The following is a 19,073-nucleotide window of genomic DNA, read 5'->3' as shown; positions in this document are numbered from 1 at the left end:
CCCCCCATTAGTATGCGTTTATAACTTTATCTAAAAATTCAGTTAAATTAGGATATTTTTTTAATTTATTTATTTGTTTCATATCATTTTTCAAATCACTTTTCGCTTTTGAGCTAAAGCCTGCTGCACCTAAGAGATTAAAGTGACGAATATCTACCTCAAGCAGAAGGACAATGGTTTCGAGGATACAAATGAATTTTTCACTTAAGCTTTGGAAGTGAGTAGGATTGGATTGTAGCAGTAGTTTATATTCCTTTATTATATGATTCATAGTCAGTAAATCTGTCATTCTAGCAAGCTCTAATCCTAAGATCAGCACATCCACGTCATGATGTTTGATCGTGAATAAACCGAAGTTGCCTACTGCCTCTCTCCATTTACTTTCCTCAACGGGATGCTCCTGATGGTAGGTGACAATTTCATTACTGATTTTATATTGAGCTCCCATTTGATATAAACGATAGCCTAATTCCCAATCTTCATATCCGTAATGGTAAAATTCCTCATCGAACAAGCCAGCTTGTATGATTAAATCCTTGCGAATCGACATGTTTCCTGTTAAAAAGGCCATCCAAGGAAAAGCAAACCCTTCTAATTCATCATTAAAGTTCCTTACAATTTGTTGGTACCATGGGTATGCATTGAATGATAGCTCTTTGAAATTTTTTTGGGCTATATCCCTTTTATCTATTAATGGATACGGGTGATCAAGCGGGAATTCACACTGTTTATACCTTGAATATAGTTCTTGATTTTGTTTGGTTACGTCTGCAATTTTGTTCATTTGTTGTTCGGAAAAGGTAGGGAAAATACATGAATATACTGCCCTCAAATAAAGAGCACCCGATAAAATTAGGTTGTTTTGTGTTTGATGGTTTATATAATGATTTTCAACGAAGTTAGGCTCCGTCATCATTTCTGCATCGAGGAAAATAAGAACACTGCCTCTTGCACTTTGAATGCCCACATTTCTGACTCTAGCTCTACCAAGCCTTTCTGTACTGCGAATATACTTAAAATGATAAGGGGGGTGATAATCTTTTAGTTTTTCTTCGGTTTCATCCTTAGAAGCATCATCAATAAGAATCACTTCCATTTTAGATAGATCAAAGGTTTGATATTCGAGTGAGTAGAGGGTAAATAAATTTAGTGGATACTTGTTTTGGGAAGGGATAATTATGCTAACCTCAATATCGTCACTGCTTAATGACTCCCGATCAAGATATTTTTTTGCACTTTCTTGTCTAATACTCTTTGACCATTTAAAATTATTTTTCACGTTCTTAACATCTTGGGATAATTTCTCTAAAGACTCCAATGATTTGAAGATGGAATCTATCCTTGTTTGTAACTGTTCATCCAAACTATGTCCAAACATAAAGCACCCCTTTACCTTTCTATAACAATGACTCGTCCAAATGTTTTGGCTTTTATAGAATATGAGTGGTAATCGGATGTGACTAGACTTTCTCCCCGCATTGATAAATTTTCAGTTTTAGGTTCAGGTCCCTCTCGAGTTCGCACCTAAGAAAAAAGCGACCTTCGCAATGGAAGCATCGCCCCTTATGGAGATTATTTGTTTTGATTTCTGATTGATTCTCTATCAATCGATTGTGGCGGTTTTTCAAACCATCCATGATCAATTAAGAGGTTTGCCCCTTTCTTCGCATAGGCCCCTACCTTAAGGATAAACCCTTCATAGCTTAGGATTAAATCCTTTCGAAAGGATGAAGCAATGGCCAGTCCAAAATCGCCCAGACCAATCGCGCTTTGAGCATTCGTATGAAATAACATTAATTTATCAGAAAATGGTGCCTCTGTACTGTTTGTGATCGTTGAATCCCATGTGGATGGATAGGAGTTGTCATCTTCCTTTAGTTTAATCATAAAATCCTCCACCATCTTCTTCCCTAAATCGTAACCCTCTTTAAAGTAGTCACTCATTTTCTTGGACTGAGCTACCTGGCTAAAACCTAAAAGCATTGTTTTTGCTACATTGGCCACCTCGATATTTACTCCTAAATGAGCAATTTCTATTCCAAGAAGCGGCCGAGGAGTACCTATTAATCCCCCAAGGAATTTTCTATCCGTCACATACTCTATTTTATCAGGATAAGAAATATAAGGGGCTCGAATAAAGACTCCTTTTTCCTGCATGAGCTCTGCATTACGGTCATATAACGTTTCTGTTTGACTGTGAAACTGTTTGAACAAGGCACGGACATCTTTCCGCGCGGAAACCGACTTCGCTAAGCTGTATGAGTTCAATCCGGTTCTCCCCATATGTTGCAAATAACGCATGTAGGTAACATCGGAAAAAAGCTTCTTTGCCTGCATGTTCACATCTTGTTCTCCAAATCCATTAGGCAGAGGAATCTCTTCCTTTGTAAATAGATCGGAAACTTGAGTTACATGGTCGTAGGAATAGCTGAGTGCCAGTTTAATAATTGGCTTAATATCCTGATCTTCGCAGGTTTGTAAAAAATGCTTCAGCACACAAATAGACATCGTGTCACCAATATATGTACTCCACAGCATCGACAATTCAGCAGACGTTAACTTGGGCATATGTTCGACCATTACTTATCATCCTCAAAACCAATTTTCTATATTTTATATATTTCCTCAAATAATGAGATTGATACTGAAAAGAGAACAAGAAGAATTTAATATCGTTCATACAAATAGAAAAAGCCGCTAAAAATAGCTGCTTTCATTAATGGGTTATTCTTTCACGAGCCCGGCTCTCAACTTCGTCACTCCAAATTCTAAATAGGCCTTTAAGCAACTTAGCATATAGACCCATCCTTCTTTGTTGTCTATCAAATGATGAATAAACTCATCCTCTGCTTCATTAAATCCTTCCTCGTTCACCTCAATAATTGTATTCCTATTCTCAGTCTCTTTTAGTGTTATTGTTACAATATGGGCTTCCTCTGCTTCACCCCACGAGAACACGATCTTCTTATTTTCTACGACTTCCAATACTTTAATAACAACTTCAGCATTGTACTCATCATATCTCAATGTAATGGCCTTGCCTTCTTCCCATCTTTCAGAACTGGAGGAAAACCAAAAGTTCCCGACTTTCGAAGGATCGACGAAGGCTTCAAAAACTTCATATGCCGGCTTACCTATTTTAAACTTCGTTAGATTGTTCAACTAAATCATCCTTCCTACCTATCATATTAAAAATAGCTTAACCATTTTCATTTAAGTCTCAAACCTTCCATTATTATTAAACCTTTTTTAAAATACATTTTCCATTTATTTCTTGTATAATAGACATACGACTTTGTTTTTAGGGGATGTTTGCGTGGAGAAAAAGATGGTCACGGGCAGCAAGAAAACCACTTGGGGAGTAATAGGTACCATAGGCGCTCTATTATTGGGTAAATTTAAATATCTTTTAGTTATTTTTAAGATACTTAAACTACAAACACTTGTAAGCATGTTTATTTATCTCGGAACCTACGCACTTATTTTTGGTTGGAAGTTTGCAGTAGCCCTCGTCTATTTATTGTTTGTTCATGAAATGGGCCACCTGTATGCGGCAAAGCGAATCAAACTGCCAGTTAGCCCCGCGTTATTTATCCCGTTTGTTGGTGCGGTCATCGGCTTGAAGGAAATGCCCAAGAATGCTAAAGATGAAGGATTTATTGCGTACATGGGTCCTTTATTTGGACTATTATCCTTTTTACCTGCCATTCCATTGTATATCTTTACACATGAACCATTCTGGGCTCTTCTAATTATTTTAGGCGGGATGGTAAATTTATTTAACTTAATCCCAATTACCCCCTTAGATGGTGGAAGGATTGCAGCTGGAATCAGCACGAAGCTATGGGGATTAGGAATTATCCTATTACTCACTTATTCAGTCATGAATCTAAGCTTTATAGGGTTCCTGATCGTCGTTTTGGGTTCAACCGAATGGTACAAATTATATAAAAAACAAAAGAATCTACAGGCACATAAATTAGAAATACAAGAACTGGAGTCCGCAATAGAAAAATTAAAGCATGAATCACATCACCTAGATTCGGTCCAGGAAACAGTTAAAAAGGTTAGATGGAGCATTAAGAACCTTGAGATTACAGAAGTACTCCGCTCATTAAATGTGGAAATTGAAAAAATGAAAAGGGAGCTCTATCTGCAACAATTAACGGGGGCCTATTCTGTGAATGAGGATGCCGTGGCTGACAATCAACAAGTGATTGAGGGGTTAATCGGCCGCTTAGAAGAAAAACTAGCCGAGTATAAAAAAGAGGTTAAGATTACCGAAACCTATTATAAAACTAATAAAAAAACAAAAGCGAAATTATTTCTCATCTATATAGGTCTCGTCCTTGCTTTGTCTCTAAGTTATTATTATGGCAATGAAATCCTCATGAATCATCCAGAGATTCAAAAGGCGATGAATCGATAAAAATATCGGCCAGGAAAAGAGGCACACACTGAGTTCTTTTTTTCCTGGCTGTTTTCGTTCCTCAACTCTTTTTTACTTTTTCAATTAAATACTGTACTCCATATAATAAATACGCTTTATAGTGTATGTAGATGAAAAATTGAAAACGATTTAGGCGGTTTAGACGGATGATTTTACATTTTTTTAGAACATCCATAAAGACAAAAGCAAAGAGCCCATCAGCAATCACATTAAGGAACACAAACTTTTTAAAGTTACCATATGAAATTTTGAGTAACCACATGGAAAAAGGCATATAAGGACCTATACTAAAGGGAAGTTCATCTTTAATAAAAGATCTCGGCTTATCGTAAAACTTCCACCACCTCTTTTTGTGTCCATACAAGTGGTTGATAATCTCAAAAATAACAATAAAAACGCCCGCAAACGAATATCGTTTGAAACTACGCTTTCCTATAAATAACAACGATGACCAGGGAATCAATATTATTAATAGATTAAATACCGAGTGCCTCTTTGATTTCATTATTGTGATTTCACCTCACCCTCTATTTATCTCTTTTTTAAAATATCCAATATTATGAAAAAAAACCGCCCAATTTGAGCGGTCTTACGTACTTTACCCCATTACATCTTTTATTTGATTGTTATGTTTTTTCAGGAACAACCAAACAATTAATAGAACACTAAATATAGCAAATAAAAGAATAGGCAACTGGAAAAAGCTCCAAACGCTTGGTCCATAGTATTTAAACTGATGATGCCTCTCCACAGTCTTTTCATACGAACTTTTGTATTCATATTGAATCACCCACTTTGAATTCGCCATGACTACCGTTCCTAAATCATATTGACTAGGAATAATTTGTTTATTTTGTCCCATAACACCCTCGTTTCCAATAACAGCGGCAGCTTTATTATATTCAATTGGATATATGGTTGTAGGTTCCTTTTTAACAGAAGGGTTTTCTTTTATCCAATCTTCTACATCGGCTGCAGGGAAAACCGCTAATAAGTGTAGTTTTTCCTTATACTTTTCAAATACTTTGAGAAGTTGTTCTTCTTCTTGTTTCGTCACTTCATTTGAAGAGCCAAGAACATGAAAAACTTCCTCCATAATATCTTCCTTTTCTTGATCGACCATTTCCAGCTTAGATACTTCATCCTTATATTCTTTCTGTTTCGCCATCGAATTGGCAAGAAAACAGATTCCTAACCCCAATGAAATGAGTGCAGTTATAAGGATATATTTAGTTAGCCTTCTCTGAGTATTGAAAAATGCAGCTACTTTTTTGAATGGTTTCTTCGCTTCCAGCCTTTTCGTTTGTTCGTTTTCATCAGAAACTTCCACATCATTTTCCATGGTATGTAGTACTTCCCTGCATGTACTACATGAAGCAACATGTTCCTCGATAAACTGTCGACTCTCGTTGCTACACAGTTCATCTATATAAGATGGTAGTAAATCTCTTACAATATGACACTTATTGTTCATTCCCCATCTTACCCCTTTCCTTTAATTTCATTTTCGCTCGATAATACGTCACTCTTGCCCAATTTTCATTCTTCAGCTGAATTTCTCCTATTTCCTTAAAACTTAGACCGCCTAAAATTCGTAGCAAAAGCACCTCTTTATACGGTTCTTCAAGCAGGTGTATGATTCGGTATAGAGCAATTTTGTCTTCCGAATGAATAAATTCAGCTTCAGGAGAAGTATGTAAAGGATCGTCTGGAAAAAATTCATTTCGTTGCCGCTTATTTTTTTCAAGGTATTTATAATAGGAATGCTTCGCAATTTGGCAAAGCCAAACTGACATTTTACATTCGCCGTTATATCTATCTATTGATCTCACCGCTTGAAAAAAAGTTTCTTGTGTAAGTTCTTCTGCTAGGTCCGCATTATGGCAAAGACACATCAGATATTTAAAGACATCATCCGCATATTTGTAATATATTTCATCTAGTTCTCCCAAGGCCTTTCCTCCTTTCGCTCTATATATCCGATTAAAGTCCTTTTCGTTACAAAATAATTAAAAAAATTTTTTCCTCAATAAAAAACCGCCAACAAATGGAGGCTGTAGTGTTCTTTCAACATTTATACTAAAATCACCTTTAAGCATGGCTTCAATATGCGAAATAATACAAAGAGATTCATATTTTGAATATCCAATATTTTCTAATTGTGGTACGATAGATAATATCGCCTAAAGGGGGAATTTCTATGGTAAACAATGTGTTTGTTCCTATTTTTATCGCTTTTCTCAGTGCAATGGTGGTCTGGATTTCGGTTCTCGTTATAAGAAAAAAGCGTTCTTAATGAACCTACTAAAAAAAGCGACCTTCCGTTAAAGAAGATTCGCTCCCGCTGATTGAATAAGATACCCTTAAAGACTCGAAGAAATTGTCTTCTTCCTGAACTGGATCCCCATCAAGGTTGCTACAAGAAAGATGATCCACATAATTAAAGTTAACGGCAATATCAGCATTCCTATCCCATAATTATCGTCTTCCATAGGTAAATAGGTACGAATGGGTAATGTGTAGATTCCTACAATATAGAGGAACTCATTAATAAAGGGAATATACAATACATATTTCCATCTTCCAAAATCAAATTTGCGTGCTATGAAGTAACAAACTGGGCCATAAGTCAAAAAAGCAACTACCGTAATGGCCCCTGAGAGGATTGTCCTCTGATTAAGGGTGAACATTGCCCCTTCATTAAAGATGAGGTAAACAAGAGTTGTGATCACTAAATGAAAAATGGTTCTTAAAAAGTTTTTCATTCCTACTCACCTTCTGTATTTATTAAGCCAATATGTAAACTAAACCATTAGCTACGGTAATTGTATCAGAATATACATAGAATTTCTATGTATATTCTGATACTTTTTAATTCCTATGTCATCTACACTCACCCGCTACTTTACTAACTGACTTAACTCCGCTGTCATTTGCTCCACTAACTCAGGTCTGCCGTGAAATTGTGCAGGAGTATTTTGAAACAATTGGATACGCCAATCTTCCTCCTTTTTTACAACAACAAGAGTGTGGTGTGTGTTTACTTTAGGGTTGATGGTGGTCTGCTGAGGAGGCACCATACCAGCAATGGCACGCAAAATGGCTATGTCCGCACTCAAAAAACACACATCCTTAACCTTGCTAATAAATCGTGCTGTTGGATGGTGATCAAAGATCGGCTTAAGGTGTGAATAGATTTCTTCTTTACCCTTCGATTGGCTTCCATCAAATCCAATGCTTTCTCCATCCTCCGTAAATAAATCTGCCATTCCACGGGCTTGACGATTATTCCATGCATCTAAAAGCTGTTCGTAGACAGTTTGTACTTCCATTGATACAGAATGATCCATCATTTTCACTACTCCTTATTTGCTTGTATTGTACTAATTATTGTAGAACAAATAAAATGCTTGTTCAATTTTAATAAGCCATTCTCTTTTGATGTACCCGCACGTATAAAAGCAACTATAACAGCCGAGCAATTCGCATATGAATTAGCTCTACTTTATTATTTAAGTCACAATTTATAAGGGTTATTTCCAATGAATTTAGAATATAAATAACAAAAGTTTGAAAATTGGAGAGTGGAAATATGATTCATGATATAAGGGAATATGTAAAATATTTAGATGGTATTCATAAACGAACGATGCAATATGTGAAAGCAATACCTAATGAACTATTAGATTGGAAGCCTTCTGAAGATAAATTTTCTATAGGGGATTTATTGCGACATATCGCATCATCTCGATTGATGTTTCTTGGTATATTTGAACATGGAACGTGGACATACACAGGACATGATACTGGTAAAGGGGCTTCTCTTGAAGAAATTTCAATTTATTTAGAGGCGTGTCAGATTAAACTAACAGAGGGTCTATTAAAAGTTGGCAACGATGTGTTGACAAAAAAAGTTTTAACTCTTCATGGTCATGAAGTTAGCCTGTGGAGAATACTTATGGCAATTCCGGAACATGAAATCCATCATCGAGGACAAATCTCTACATATTTACAAATAAACAAAATTAAACCACCTCAAATTTTCGGATTAAAAATTGAGCAAGTTAAAACATTATAATTTTATTAAAAAGCTTTGGACATCCTCTTGTATCCAAAGCTTTATTTTTTGTCTTGTTACACGCGCTATTCCCATCCGTTCGTCGTTGCGGATTGCTATTGTTTTACTAAAGCAGCTTTATAGTTCGATAATTAACTAGTAAATTGTATCAATAGCTGATTAAACTTGTCACGTTCTTCCCAGAAAGGGCCATGGCCGCTATATTGAAACGAGACGAGCTGTGAGTTTTTTATTTTTCGATGGAGTTCCTGTGCCTGCTGAAAAGGAATCACCTTGTCATGAATTCCGTGAATAATTAACGTGGGTGCATTTATTTTTGGAAGATCGGCATGCACCGTCTCATCCCTCAGTAAAACAACCACTGCCGCGGTCGACCATCCTGCCGCCTGTAAGCCCATTTGGAAAAACCAGTCTGAGAATTGGGGCGTAATATATTGAAAGAAAAAGCCATCTGTTACTTCCTGCATCATCTTTGGGCGATCATTTAACGTATCCTTCAGAAACTTATTCGCCGTTTCTGATGTAAAACCTGTGGGAGCTGCTGCGTCAACCAATACTAATTTGGACACACCATACCCATTGTATCGAGACATATATCGGATCGCGATGGCTCCCCCTGTGGAATGACCAACAAGTGTCACATTTTCTAATTGAAGTGCACCAATCACCACGCGGATATCATCTGCCAATCGGTCATAAGTGTATCCATTCACTGGCTTATCCGAATTCCCAAAGCCCCTCCAGTCGATGCCAATACAGCGGTACCCCCTTGCTGGGAGAACATTAAACTGATATTCAAACTGTTTATGGCTCAAAGGCCAACCATGGATGAACACGATCGTCTTGCTACCGCTTGGATTCAAATCTTCCACATATAGATTTACTCCCTGCTCCACCGAAACAAAGTATCCCATGCCTTTTCCTCCGTTCATATGGTAATTAAGCATAAGATATTCCATTTGGTTCACATAGGTGAGTGTCTATAAACAAATCAGCCAATCATCAGTTTCATAATGTTTTTACTTTTATTACTATCGGATGATAAGATGAAGTAACGAGGTGTTTTTTTCCATTTATTATAATAACTGTAATTAAAATTAAATAGTTTCATATAAACAAATATGGAAGCGAGGGGAAAGCATGTTTCAAGTCATTGAAAAAAAGCTCAGCAAGACCGTAGATTCTGATACCAAGGTTGATAACGCCTACTTGCTCGTACACTCGGATTCTCTTAATCTTCATTTGAATGTAGCACGCGGAAAAACAGGCGACGTGCCTGCTAACCCTGAGCAGCCTTTTCATACAGCGAGCATCGGAAAGACGTTTACAGCGGTCTTGATTGCGATGTTAGTTGAAAAGGGTGAAATTAGCTACGAGGATCGGGTTGCCAAATTTTTGCCGGCGGAATTGGTCCAAGGCTTGCACATATATAAAAGCACTGATTACTCGCAGGATCTTCGAATCAACCATTTGGTTAGCAATACCTCTGGATTGCCGGATTACTATGAGCTGAAGCCGAAAACGGGTCCTTCGTTTCAGGAATTGTTGTTTCAGGAACCGTCCCGCTTTTGGACACCGGAGGAAACAATCGAATGGACAAAGCAGCATTTGACGCCGAAGTTTGCTCCGGGTAAGGGCTGCCACTATTCCAATACCGGCTTTAATCTATTAGGGATGATTATTGAAAAAGTAACCGGAAAGCCGTACCACGAGGTCCTGCATGAATACATATTTGTGCCGCTTGGGATGAAGCACTCGTATTTATGCCATTACTCGGAACCGGCGGTAGTGAGCGATTATCCTGTTGCCACTATTTATATGAAGGATAAGAAGGTGGATGTAACAGAGCATAAGAGCTTTAGCAGTATCTATGCGGGTGGGCAAACGGTGAGCACATCTGAGGATTTGTTCCTTTTTATGAAGGCTTTGGAGGGCGGCCAGCTGATTAGCCGAGAGTCATTGGTGACGATGCAAAAGTGGACGAAAATGTGGGTCGGTGTTGATTATGGATTCGGGTTGATGCGGGTGCGGATGCAGCCTTTCACGCAGAAGTATAATGTCTGGGGCCATTTAGGTTCGACGGGTTCGTTTATGCTGTATAACCCTGGATTTGATGTGTATATCATTGGCAACTTTAATCGTACCGGATATGTTGGGAAAAGCATTCGATTTGTTTATTCAGTTTTGCGGAATGTTGCGAAGACCGGGAAGAAATAGGTACGAACAAAAGCATTTCTCGTATAAAATTGGTTAGAATCAGCTGTTTATTGGTATAAAATTACCCTATTTAATAGATTTTAGAATTTATCAGCGTTTTTTGATCTTTATCAGCGAATATAACCCTTTTATCAGCGAATATGATATTTTATCAGCGAATTAAATTATTTTTATAAAAAGCTATGAAAAAAGGTAGCCGTCAAGCTACCTTTTTTCGTTTATCTTAGAAGTCAAAGTTATCCGGGTCTGGACCGACACGTTGGTCTTGGTTAAGGCTGTCGATGGCCTCCATGTCCTCTGCGGTAAGTTTGAAATCGAATACTTGTGAGTTTTCGATGATTCGATGTTCTTTTGTTGATTTTGGAATCGTCACAACGCCGTTTTGCAAATCCCAGCGGAGGATGACTTGAGCCACGGATTTGTTGTATTTTTGTGCAATTCCTTGAAGTACTTCGTTGTCGAGCAATTGTCCCTGCATTAATGGGGACCATGCTTCAAGCTGGATGCCGTGCTCTTGGCAGAATGCACGTACTTCTTTTTGCGCTAAACGTGGGTGGTATTCTACTTGGTTCACCATTGGCTTGATTTCTGCATCCTTCAAGATGTCTTCTAGGTGGTGCACATGGAAATTACTTACGCCAATTGCTTTTACGCGACCTTCTTTGTAAAGGGTCTCTAGCGCTCTCCATGCTTCCTTATATTTACCCACTACCGGCCAGTGAATAAGGTAAAGGTCTAGATAGTCCAATCCTAGCTTCTTTAGGCTTGTTTCGTAAGCAGCGATTGTAGATTCGTAACCAAGGTCAGCGTTCCATACCTTGGAAGTCACGAATAGCTCCTCACGGGCGATTCCTGATTCACGGATGGCTTGTCCGACTCCCTCTTCGTTTTGGTAGATTGCTGCGGTATCAATGCTGCGGTATCCGTTTCTAATTGCTGCTTTCACAGACTCCACTACCTCAGAACCCTCTTCCACCTTAAACACTCCAAGCCCAAACCAAGGCATCTTCACACCATTACTTAACGTGGTAGTATCCTGTAAAGTCTTAACCATAGTAAAAAACCTCCTCTAGTTTTAAATAAAGTATAGTTTGTATTTCGCGTCCACTCTAGGAGGACAAATGTCTTTTAGTGGGCTCAGGCACCGTGATGTCCACTGTAAAAATACAGATGTCTACAAGTGGTGCCTGACACCCTAACCTCTTGCATTTTACCTTTAGCAGGCTTCTTTTGCAAAGGCTTTAGCTTGCTGGTCTTTCTTTTCAAGGCCGCGGCTCCACCCAGTTAGGATGACGGCACCGAGGACCATTAGGGCTCCAATCCAGGTGGTATGGATGAGGCCAATGGAGTCAGTGATGACACCGCCCAGGTAGGAACCGATGGCGATACCTGCGTTGAAAGCAGCGATGTTGATGGCTGACGCTACGTCGACCGCACTTGGTACGAATCGTTCAGCTAGCATGACGACGTACACCTGTAGTCCCGGTACGTTCATGAAGGCCAGCAGTCCCATAAAAATAATCGTGATGAGACCAGCCACTTTAAATGGTGCGGTGAACATTAATACAAAGAGTACTACCGCTTGGATGATGAACATGTAGAGTAACGATCCAATCGGGTTGCGGTTCGAAAGCTTTCCACCGACCATGTTACCGATGGCAATGGCCACACCGTATGCAAGTAGGATGATGGCTACTGTGCCTTCCTTAAAACCAGTTATTTCTTGTAGTAATGGTGCTAAATAGGTGAAGACAACAAATGTCCCGCCATACCCCAGGGCAGTGATGATAAATACTAATAAAAGACGGCCATTGGTCAGGAGCTTGAACTGGTCTCCGAAGCTTGTTTTTGTTCCTTTTTTCAAAAAGGAAGGAACGAGAACACTGTTAGCGATGAGGCCAACGATGCCGATGGCGACAATTAGGATAAAGGCCATTCTCCAGCCAAATTGTTGGCCGATGAAGGTTCCAAACGGTACGCCGGTTACGGTGGCGACGGTGAGGCCTGAGAACATGATGCTGATGGCGCTCGCGCGGCGGTTGGCGGGCACGAGGTCAGCCGCAATGGTGCTGCCAATCGACATGAAGACGCCGTGCGATAATGCTGCGATGACGCGGGCGGCGAGTAACACGCTTATGGTGGTCGCGCTCGCGGCGATGCTATTGCCGATAATTAAAATAATCATGATCCAGAGCAGTAAGGTCTTGCGTGACATACTGGATGTTAGGGATGTCAGGACCGGTGCCCCGAATGTGACGCCGAGGGCATATAACGAGACGGTTAGTCCTGCTGTTGTTACAGGTATGTGTAGATCTTTCGCAATCAGCGGCAGCAGACCGACGCTGATAAATTCGGTGGTTCCTATGGCGAATGCACTGATTGCTAAGGCTAGCAGTGCGAGTGTGCTTTGTTTTTTATTTAAAGACATGATGTGATTCCTCCTCATTTTTGTAGGGTTGTATGTGAGTTGTAAAAAAGTGTATGATTATTTTCGACCGGCAAGTGTTATTATGGATGATAGATAATTTATTGAGAAGTACGCACTTTGAAGTGATATAGGTACCTTTTAGTTCTATAGGTACTTTTTAGTGCCTGTGAAATGAGGAGGAAATGATGACGATGCAAAAGAAGAAGTATAATATATCGGTTGAAGCGACGCTGGAAGTGATTGGCGGGAAATGGAAGAGTGTGATTCTTTGTCATTTGACGCATGGGAAAAAGCGGACGAGTGATTTGAAGCGGCTGATGCCGAATATTACGCAGAAAATGTTGACCCAGCAGTTGCGTGAGTTAGAGGCGGATGGCATTATTAATCGGATTGTTTATAATCAAGTACCGCCGAAGGTTGAGTACGAGCTGAGTGAATATGGCTGGTCGCTGCAGGGGATCCTGGATTCACTTTGTGCTTGGGGTGAGAAGCATATTACCAGGGTATATGGGGACAAGTTCTCTGTGCTGGAGGAGAACATTTTGAATGAGCCGTTGAAAGAATAGGGTTTGGGGACAGTCCCCCACTGCTTTAAAGCGGTGGGGGACTGTCCCCATTTTTTACATACTGATAAACTGTTCAAATCCATCCGCATGCATGGTTGGTGTAAACTCGATGATTTCGTAGGTGGCTATTTTTTTACTGTAGAAGGGGTCTTCTTGAATGATGGTTTCGACTTCTTCGCGGTTTTCCGCCTTACAAAGTATGACTCCGCCTACTCTTGGATTTTGTCTACCGGAACAGATGAACTTTTGTAAGGAATAGTATTTTTCTAGGTAGGCCCTGTGTGGTTCTAATTGTTTTTCTACTTCTTCTATTGGCTTAATGTACTTTAATAGTAAAACAAACATGTAGGTAAGCTCTCCTCTCATCTTTTATTACACTATTTCAACTCAATCCTATGGTTTTCCTCTTTTCATGTAAAAAATGCTTAATTTACAGAGGGACATGTAAAGTATGAAGGACCTTTTTTCAATTTTTCTTAGCATTTTGTTCTTCATCAGCTTTATGAAAGACATTTTGCCACGTTTCCTTCTCAATTTTGTCCTTCATTCCCTTCATCACCCAAAACAAAAAAAACGATTCATCATCCATTATACTGGTTGGCAAACCGTTCCATAATGTAGCTGGGGACAGTCCCTCACCGCTTTAAAGCGGTGGGGGACTGTCCCCACAGTTTTTATTGCTATGATTGTATAAATGGCTGTTCTTTCAAATGGTTGGTGTGTTCCTTCATGTGCGCATAAAACAGGTCGTAGTGCACCCAGCGGAGAGGGATGGAAAACGCCACTTCGTTCTTCTTGTTATAAACCACAACGTTCTTTTTGTTGTACTCCATCTTTTTAATATCAACAATCTCGATGACGTGCTGCTTCGATCCGTCCACCTTCACAAGTTGCTGACCGACAATTTGAACCTTGCGTTTCTTATTTTTCGATAGTTCATATACACATAAACCGCCGCCAATGACTGTGAGTAGCACCAAAATAGGAATCGAATCCTCGGCAAAACCAGTAAACACCGCCTTCACCCAGTGCACAATCGCCAGGCCTAGGAAGAACCAGGCGCCACGGCTGAGGCGCGGCGAGCTTTCATAATAAATGCTCGATTCATGCTCCTGCTGTTCTTCCGCTCTTTTTTTGAAAAAGGCCGCCTTGTGCCCTTCGATGCTTGCTGCATCCCACTCAACAAAATCCGTGTAGCTGCCGTCCCATAGCTCAGCAGTATCATCGCCTTCCTCGAGCGCGTAGCCTCCTGCCCAGCCCACATACTTTGTCCCGTTCTCGACAAAGCTCATCAAATAATAGCGGACCGGCTGGCCGTATATATTTTCCGTTTCGATTTTATCCACGACCTGGATATCTTCAGGGAAACGGATTACACCTTCTTCTTCCTCAGGCAGATTGATAATCGTTGAAAAAAGCCTCGTTTTCGCCAAATGCGGCTGCTTGCCTTCCTTAATTGGGTACAAATGCTCGAGATTCTTCTCCTTCAATTCCCAGTAAACCATTTCAGCTGTTTCGATCTGATTGGCCGCTTCTGCTAATTTGCTTGCATCATAAGGAAGATTTTTACCGATGCACACCAATAGAGCTTCGGTTTGTATAAATGGATCGCGGAAACGCATGGACTGCTCCAGCTCCGCTCCCACTTCCTCTGAAAAATAGTATTCCATTAAACTAATAAACAATCGAATCCGTGTCCGAACGGCAAAATAGCTATTTTTCCAAGCAGTGTACACATACTTACTGGAAAAATCGGCATCGAATTTCAAGTATTCTTCTTTTTCCACCTGATAATCCTTAAGCAAGGACGGGAGGACAATCCCCTTTTGATAGCCTTTTTCATAGCCGGAGGAGTTAAGCGATAATAATAAATCATAGAGCATAAATTTATAGTATTTGCTGTCCAGCTTGTCCACGGTCTTATCAAGGATTCCTTTGATTAGCATCGGATAGTTGGCGAGCTCTCTTATTGGGATGAGGAAATTCTCCGATGATTGGATTAAACCGACGATTTTTTCCTCCAATAGATAAAAAATTTCCTCATCTTCTGTTCCCAGTAAAAACTCAATGGCACGCTCTTTTGCCTGCAGGTCCAGCCCGTCAAAGTGCTTGAGGAGACCCTCCACTACATCCGGCATCGGGAAGTCACAGACAAAATCGATCAGATAAAATGATGGATTGTCCCAGTTATCGACGCGCTCCGGGAAGCCTGAGGCCGCCGTTTTGATGACATCTTTTAACACATCTATTTGAATTTCCAGTCCTTCATCTTGCTTATATTGAAAAAGCTGGTCAAGAGCCTCGTATCTTTTTTGCGAATTTTCACTTTTTACCTGCTTTAAAATCGAACGCAGCTTTAATTCGATCACGTAATCCCACCCTATCTACAAGTTTATAACTATATTAATTCATTTTATTTCATCCTTATTTTTACCGTCAATTCCAAAATCAACCTTTTGAAAAAACGCTATCATCCAACGGGTGAAAATTCCTATTTTCATCTTTTTCACTTTCCTATCACATCCAAACCTGTTATTTTTTACTATAGGTATATTACAAAGTTCCTGACTAGAGGAGGAAACTTAATGAATGACATAGCTATATTATCCATTAACGTGCGGACACCGCAGGATTTCACATACGGAGAGAAAACATTGCTTTCTGCCATCGATAAAAAGCCGGTTCTTGGAAAGGTGTTTCTATCTACACTAAATTTCGAAGGAGACCAGCAGGCTGATTTGAATTTTCACGGCGGGCCTGATAAAGCGGTTTGCGTCTATTCCCATGATCATTATTCGTTTTGGGAAAGTGTGCTTGATACGAAGCTTGAGGTCGGAGCCTATGGAGAAAATCTGACGGTAAAAGGAATCACCGAGGAAGATATTTTTATCGGAGATGTGTTCGAACTTGGGGAATCCGTTGTCCAGGTGACGCAGCCACGGCAGCCTTGTTTTAAATTGGCAACCAAGCTGAACCAGCCTAAATTACCTCTTATGGTGCAGCATACCGGCTATACCGGGTTCTATTTCCGTGTCTTACAAGAAGGCTATGTTTCAAGCGAGGATTCTTTAAAACTAGTGGAACGGAACCAGGAAAGTGTGAGTATTTCTTACGCAAACAAACTGAAATATAAAGACAAGACGAATCTAGACGGGATGAAGAAGATGCTGAGTCTCGCCGAACTTTCAAAGGATTGGACGGAGACATTTTCCAACCGTTTGAAGGAGCTAGAAACCTAGGTTAGGAGAAAACAATATGAATATCTTAAAGTTTCACCGAAATATTAAAATACGACTGGTCGAGTCCTTTTTAAGCTCAACCATCGGTGGAATGATTTTCCCATTTATGGCGATTTATTTATCTCATCATTTTGGGGCAAAAACGGCGGGCTTATTGCTGCTCGTAAATGTGTTCATCGGCATTGTGATTAACTTTTTCGGCGGTTATTTTTCTGACCAGTTTGGCCGGAAAAAGGTGATTGTTTTTGCCGAAACACTAAGGTTCTTTGCCTTTTTTACCATGATGTTAAGTAATTCCCCGTGGTTCTTCTCGCCATTGCTGACGTTTTTCACAATGACGGCGAATAGTATTTGCTGGGGACTGGCGGGGCCGGCCACTCAGGCGATGCTGATTGATGTGAGTAAGCCTGAGGAACGGAAAGCGATGTATTCGATTATGTATTGGGCCAATAACCTGTCGATTGCGCTCGGCGGTGTCATCGGTGGATTTTTATTTAAAAATTACTTATTTGAATTGTTACTAGCATTGTCTGCGGCAGCTTTACTGACTTGGGTACTCATCACCTTTTTTATCGAAGAAAGCTACGCCACTGAAAAAATGGTTGGTAAGGCAGTCAGGGAGCATGCGCGCGGAATGTTGAACGGCTACAAGGAGGTTTTTCTCGATCGGATGTTCATCCTATTTGTTCTAGCAGGCTTGCTTGTTCTATCGATGGAATTCCAGCTGACCAATTATATCGGGATTCGTCTGGCAAATGAGATGGGCGAACAGCATCTTTTTGGCTGGACCTTTGGAGGAATTGAAATGCTTGGTTTCCTCCGGACAGAAAATACGATTCTAGTCGTGTTGATGGCTTTGGTAGCTACCAAAATTGTGGAGCGTTTTAAGGATCGGCATACCGTGATTGTCAGCTGTATGGTGTTTGTCGCGGGGTATGCGGTGATTTCTTTTTCCAATAATATCTGGCTGTTGTTCTTTGCAATGCTGGCAGCGACGGTGGCTGAAGTGCTCCGAGTACCTGTGCAGCAAAACTATATGGCGGAGCTGCCCCCGGAGCATGCACGAAGCTCTTATATGGCGGTGTCTGGATTAACGTTTAATCTCGCGATGCTCATTTGTTCCATCACGGTAACGTTGAGCTCGTTCTTATCCAGCATGGCGACCACGATTTTTATCTCCAGCATGGGCGTCATCGGAATTTTGTTATTCTACCGGATCTTGCCTGGTTTGGATCAACGGGTTCACGGGGATGAGGCAAAAGTATCCTTGAAGTCAGCGAGCCATAATTAAGAAGAAATGGGAGGAAGCTTTAAGATGAGTTACGCAGCAAATTGCCCGTTCTGTTCCCCACATCAAGATAAGGAACAGCATATTGTATTTGAAAATGAGACGTGTTACTTTTTGCAGCATAATCGTGAGCAGGATGTGTTGGAAGGCTCTGGTGTGATTGTCCCGAAAAAGCACCTTGCAAATGCGTTCGAGCTGACAACAGAAGAGTGGAACGATACGTATGAGCTTTTACAAAAAGCGAAGGACTATCTCGATGAAACTTACGCACCAGATGGTTATACTCTTGGATGGAATGTCGGTGAGGCTTCCAATCAAACGATTTTGCATAGCCATTTACATGTTATTCCGAGGTACAATGATGAACCATTAGCAGGTAAAGGCCTTCGCTATTGGCTGAAGCAGCCGGAGAATAAGCGTGCTAAATAAAAATTCTCCACTTGTATAATTTGATACTTTCTGTATGGTCTATGCTTTCAACCATAACTAGAATTCTGACTGGCTTGGCTGTTTTCCACAAGATACTCTGTCAGAAGTTGTCCCGACTTCTGACGATGTTTCTTGTTTTTCCACCAACTCTGTCCGAAGTTCCCTCGACTTCTGACAATGTTTCTTGTTTTTCCACCAACTCTGTCCGAAGTTCCCTCGACTTCTGACAATGTTTCTTGTTTTTCCACCAACTCTGTCCAAAGTTCCCTCGACTTCTGACAATGTTTCTTGTTTTTCCACCAACTCTGTCCAAATCGAGGATATTCCAATAAATCTTTAATCTCAACAACAAACATCTTTATAAAAACAACCATAAAA

20 protein-coding genes are annotated in these 19,073 nt (G+C 40.2%); 7 read left to right on the top strand and 13 right to left on the bottom strand.

Annotated features, from left to right (window positions below):
- Positions 1–7: 7 nt before the first annotated feature.
- The 3 genes from AC3A54_RS21020 to AC3A54_RS21010 form a co-directional block, all read right to left on the bottom strand.
- Positions 8–1,378 carry a glycosyltransferase family 2 protein gene (locus tag AC3A54_RS21020; protein ID WP_487656062.1) on the bottom strand — a complete coding sequence of 457 codons (1,371 nt, stop codon included), beginning with the start codon at positions 1,376–1,378 and terminating at the stop codon, positions 8–10.
- A 194-nt stretch (positions 1,379–1,572) separates the two neighbouring features.
- A complete protein-coding gene (locus AC3A54_RS21015; RefSeq protein ID WP_487656061.1) occupies positions 1,573–2,580 on the bottom strand; it encodes a DUF3231 family protein in 1,008 nt (335 codons plus the stop codon).
- 144 nt (positions 2,581–2,724) lie between these two features.
- Entirely contained in the window at positions 2,725–3,162 is a 438-nt protein-coding gene (locus AC3A54_RS21010; RefSeq protein WP_487656060.1) for an SRPBCC family protein, read from the bottom strand.
- Between the two features lie 154 nt (positions 3,163–3,316).
- On the opposite strand from AC3A54_RS21010, the gene AC3A54_RS21005 reads away from it, so the two are divergent.
- Positions 3,317–4,429 carry a site-2 protease family protein gene (locus AC3A54_RS21005; RefSeq protein ID WP_487656059.1) on the top strand — a complete coding sequence of 371 codons (1,113 nt, stop codon included), beginning with the start codon at positions 3,317–3,319 and terminating at the stop codon, positions 4,427–4,429.
- Positions 4,430–5,048: 619 nt separating this feature from the next.
- Here the strand turns inward: AC3A54_RS21005 and AC3A54_RS21000 are convergent.
- From AC3A54_RS21000 to AC3A54_RS20985, 4 genes are all read right to left on the bottom strand, one after another.
- Positions 5,049–5,924, bottom strand: a complete 876-nt coding sequence (locus AC3A54_RS21000) for a zf-HC2 domain-containing protein (RefSeq protein ID WP_487656058.1) — start codon at positions 5,922–5,924, stop codon at positions 5,049–5,051.
- Entirely contained in the window at positions 5,914–6,402 is a 489-nt protein-coding gene (locus AC3A54_RS20995; RefSeq protein WP_487656057.1) for an RNA polymerase sigma factor, read from the bottom strand. The genes AC3A54_RS21000 and AC3A54_RS20995 overlap by 11 nt, the downstream gene beginning before the upstream one ends.
- Before the next feature lie 411 nt (positions 6,403–6,813).
- The gene (locus AC3A54_RS20990; RefSeq protein WP_487656056.1) at positions 6,814–7,215 is read right to left on the bottom strand and encodes a hypothetical protein; all 402 of its coding nucleotides are present in this window, start codon (positions 7,213–7,215) and stop codon (positions 6,814–6,816) included.
- Positions 7,216–7,350: 135 nt separating this feature from the next.
- The gene (locus AC3A54_RS20985; RefSeq protein WP_487656105.1) at positions 7,351–7,800 is read right to left on the bottom strand and encodes an SgcJ/EcaC family oxidoreductase; all 450 of its coding nucleotides are present in this window, start codon (positions 7,798–7,800) and stop codon (positions 7,351–7,353) included.
- A 242-nt stretch (positions 7,801–8,042) separates the two neighbouring features.
- Here AC3A54_RS20985 and AC3A54_RS20980 point away from each other — a divergent pair, with 242 nt between their 5' ends.
- A complete protein-coding gene (locus AC3A54_RS20980; RefSeq protein ID WP_487656055.1) occupies positions 8,043–8,528 on the top strand; it encodes a DinB family protein in 486 nt (161 codons plus the stop codon).
- Positions 8,529–8,659: 131 nt separating this feature from the next.
- Here AC3A54_RS20980 and AC3A54_RS20975 read toward each other — a convergent pair whose 3' ends face one another.
- Complete coding sequence (locus AC3A54_RS20975) at positions 8,660–9,442, bottom strand: alpha/beta fold hydrolase (protein WP_487656054.1); 783 nt, start codon at positions 9,440–9,442, stop codon at positions 8,660–8,662.
- Between the two features lie 226 nt (positions 9,443–9,668).
- On the opposite strand from AC3A54_RS20975, the gene AC3A54_RS20970 reads away from it, so the two are divergent.
- Positions 9,669–10,745: a serine hydrolase domain-containing protein gene (locus tag AC3A54_RS20970; protein ID WP_487656053.1), complete on the top strand. Its 1,077-nt coding sequence runs from the start codon at positions 9,669–9,671 to the stop codon at positions 10,743–10,745.
- Between the two features lie 223 nt (positions 10,746–10,968).
- Here AC3A54_RS20970 and AC3A54_RS20965 read toward each other — a convergent pair whose 3' ends face one another.
- Together AC3A54_RS20965 and AC3A54_RS20960 are read right to left on the bottom strand one after the other, a co-directional pair.
- Entirely contained in the window at positions 10,969–11,799 is an 831-nt protein-coding gene (locus AC3A54_RS20965) for an aldo/keto reductase (RefSeq protein ID WP_487656052.1), read from the bottom strand.
- A gap of 162 nt (positions 11,800–11,961) precedes the next feature.
- Positions 11,962–13,173 carry an MFS transporter gene (locus tag AC3A54_RS20960; RefSeq protein ID WP_487656051.1) on the bottom strand — a complete coding sequence of 404 codons (1,212 nt, stop codon included), beginning with the start codon at positions 13,171–13,173 and terminating at the stop codon, positions 11,962–11,964.
- Positions 13,174–13,364: 191 nt separating this feature from the next.
- Here AC3A54_RS20960 and AC3A54_RS20955 point away from each other — a divergent pair, with 191 nt between their 5' ends.
- The gene (locus AC3A54_RS20955) at positions 13,365–13,739 is read left to right on the top strand and encodes a winged helix-turn-helix transcriptional regulator (RefSeq protein WP_308081904.1); all 375 of its coding nucleotides are present in this window, start codon (positions 13,365–13,367) and stop codon (positions 13,737–13,739) included.
- Between the two features lie 54 nt (positions 13,740–13,793).
- Here the strand turns inward: AC3A54_RS20955 and AC3A54_RS20950 are convergent, their stop codons facing one another.
- The gene (locus AC3A54_RS20950; RefSeq protein ID WP_487656050.1) at positions 13,794–14,084 is read right to left on the bottom strand and encodes a YciI family protein; all 291 of its coding nucleotides are present in this window, start codon (positions 14,082–14,084) and stop codon (positions 13,794–13,796) included.
- A 335-nt stretch (positions 14,085–14,419) separates the two neighbouring features.
- Complete coding sequence (locus AC3A54_RS20945) at positions 14,420–16,108, bottom strand: hypothetical protein (protein ID WP_487656049.1); 1,689 nt, start codon at positions 16,106–16,108, stop codon at positions 14,420–14,422.
- A gap of 216 nt (positions 16,109–16,324) precedes the next feature.
- On the opposite strand from AC3A54_RS20945, the gene AC3A54_RS20940 reads away from it, so the two are divergent.
- The 3 genes from AC3A54_RS20940 to AC3A54_RS20930 are packed head-to-tail and all read left to right on the top strand — an operon-like array spanning position 16,325 to position 18,695.
- Positions 16,325–16,978, top strand: a complete 654-nt coding sequence (locus AC3A54_RS20940; protein ID WP_487656048.1) for an MOSC domain-containing protein — start codon at positions 16,325–16,327, stop codon at positions 16,976–16,978.
- A 16-nt stretch (positions 16,979–16,994) separates the two neighbouring features.
- Complete coding sequence (locus AC3A54_RS20935) at positions 16,995–18,269, top strand: MDR family MFS transporter (protein WP_487656047.1); 1,275 nt, start codon at positions 16,995–16,997, stop codon at positions 18,267–18,269.
- A gap of 24 nt (positions 18,270–18,293) precedes the next feature.
- The gene (locus AC3A54_RS20930; protein ID WP_487656046.1) at positions 18,294–18,695 is read left to right on the top strand and encodes an HIT family protein; all 402 of its coding nucleotides are present in this window, start codon (positions 18,294–18,296) and stop codon (positions 18,693–18,695) included.
- A 47-nt stretch (positions 18,696–18,742) separates the two neighbouring features.
- Here AC3A54_RS20930 and AC3A54_RS20925 read toward each other — a convergent pair whose 3' ends face one another.
- Entirely contained in the window at positions 18,743–19,051 is a 309-nt protein-coding gene (locus tag AC3A54_RS20925; protein ID WP_487656045.1) for a hypothetical protein, read from the bottom strand.
- Between the last annotated feature and the right edge of the window lie 22 nt (positions 19,052–19,073).

The sequence above is a fragment of the Neobacillus sp. Soil_C_43 genome (assembly GCF_057656715.1).
This window is presented reverse-complemented; position numbering and strand designations above follow the sequence as displayed.

Coding starts and splice junctions, on each gene's coding strand:
- AC3A54_RS21020 (WP_487656062.1), bottom strand. CDS start 1,378: ATGTTTGGACATAGTTTGGATGAACAGTTACAAACAAGGATAGATTCC.
- AC3A54_RS21015 (WP_487656061.1), bottom strand. CDS start 2,580: ATGGTCGAACATATGCCCAAGTTAACGTCTGCTGAATTGTCGATGCTG.
- AC3A54_RS21000 (WP_487656058.1), bottom strand. CDS start 5,924: ATGAACAATAAGTGTCATATTGTAAGAGATTTACTACCATCTTATATA.
- AC3A54_RS20990 (WP_487656056.1), bottom strand. CDS start 7,215: ATGAAAAACTTTTTAAGAACCATTTTTCATTTAGTGATCACAACTCTT.
- AC3A54_RS20985 (WP_487656105.1), bottom strand. CDS start 7,800: ATGGATCATTCTGTATCAATGGAAGTACAAACTGTCTACGAACAGCTT.
- AC3A54_RS20980 (WP_487656055.1), top strand. CDS start 8,043: ATGATTCATGATATAAGGGAATATGTAAAATATTTAGATGGTATTCAT.
- AC3A54_RS20975 (WP_487656054.1), bottom strand. CDS start 9,442: ATGGGATACTTTGTTTCGGTGGAGCAGGGAGTAAATCTATATGTGGAA.
- AC3A54_RS20970 (WP_487656053.1), top strand. CDS start 9,669: ATGTTTCAAGTCATTGAAAAAAAGCTCAGCAAGACCGTAGATTCTGAT.
- AC3A54_RS20965 (WP_487656052.1), bottom strand. CDS start 11,799: ATGGTTAAGACTTTACAGGATACTACCACGTTAAGTAATGGTGTGAAG.
- AC3A54_RS20960 (WP_487656051.1), bottom strand. CDS start 13,173: ATGTCTTTAAATAAAAAACAAAGCACACTCGCACTGCTAGCCTTAGCA.
- AC3A54_RS20955 (WP_308081904.1), top strand. CDS start 13,365: ATGCAAAAGAAGAAGTATAATATATCGGTTGAAGCGACGCTGGAAGTG.
- AC3A54_RS20950 (WP_487656050.1), bottom strand. CDS start 14,084: ATGTTTGTTTTACTATTAAAGTACATTAAGCCAATAGAAGAAGTAGAA.
- AC3A54_RS20940 (WP_487656048.1), top strand. CDS start 16,325: ATGAATGACATAGCTATATTATCCATTAACGTGCGGACACCGCAGGAT.
- AC3A54_RS20935 (WP_487656047.1), top strand. CDS start 16,995: ATGAATATCTTAAAGTTTCACCGAAATATTAAAATACGACTGGTCGAG.
- AC3A54_RS20930 (WP_487656046.1), top strand. CDS start 18,294: ATGAGTTACGCAGCAAATTGCCCGTTCTGTTCCCCACATCAAGATAAG.
- AC3A54_RS20925 (WP_487656045.1), bottom strand. CDS start 19,051: ATGTTTGTTGTTGAGATTAAAGATTTATTGGAATATCCTCGATTTGGA.